Source organism: Bradyrhizobium sp. CSA112 (assembly GCF_029051645.1).
Lineage (GTDB): Bacteria > Pseudomonadota > Alphaproteobacteria > Rhizobiales > Xanthobacteraceae > Bradyrhizobium.
Genome location: NZ_JAACFS010000121.1, coordinates 1 through 740, shown reverse-complemented (window position 1 = coordinate 740; position 740 = coordinate 1). Strand labels below are relative to the sequence as shown.

Genomic DNA, 740 nt, shown 5'->3' with positions numbered 1-740 from the left:
GGCCGCGCTGGAGGCCGAAGCCAAGGCCGCAGCCGAGGTGGAACGCAAGGCGCGGGCCGAGGAGCGTCGCGTCGCCGAAGGCGGCAAGAAGAGCGGCAAGACGCCGACGAAAACGGAGCCCGACGGCAAGGCACAACGCAATTTCACCGACCCGGAAAGCCGCATCCTGAAGACCAAGGACGGTTACATCCAGGGCTACAACGCCCAGGCCGCGGTCGATGGTGCCCATCAGATCATCGTGGCGCAGACGCTGACCAGTTCCTCGAGCGATCAGGCGCAACTGGCGCCGTTGCTCGACGGGATCAGGGCTAATCTGGGGACCAATCCCGACGAAGTGTCGGCCGACGCCGGCTACTGCTCCGCCGCTAATCTTCGCACGCTCAAACGGCGGCGCATTGAGGGCTACATCGCCACCGGAAGGCAGAAGCACGGCACCAAGTCCGCCACCGCGGAAAAGCCTTCAAGAGCCGGCTCGCTGATCGCCAAGATGAGCACCAAGCTCAAGCGCGCCGGCTACCGAAGTCGCTACCGCTTGCGTAAGCAGATCGTCGAACCCGTGTTCGGACAGATCAAACAGGCAAGAGGGTTCAGGCAATTCCTGCTGCGCGGCATCGACAAAGTGAAGCCCGAATGGGCCCTGATTTGCACCGCTCACAACCTCGTCAAGCTGGCGAGGGCCGCATGAGCCGCTATCATTCGGATAAAACCGGCTTCCCGATGCTAACTGGACAGGCTCCTAG

Annotated in this window: 1 protein-coding gene; it reads left to right on the top strand. The window is 63.0% G+C overall.

All coding sequences use genetic code 11. The annotated features are described in order from the left end of the window. On the top strand, positions 1 to 685 hold a 685-nt coding region (locus GWE18_RS41945; protein WP_275191310.1), incomplete at its 5' end, for a transposase. Positions 686 to 740: the final 55 nt, after the last annotated feature.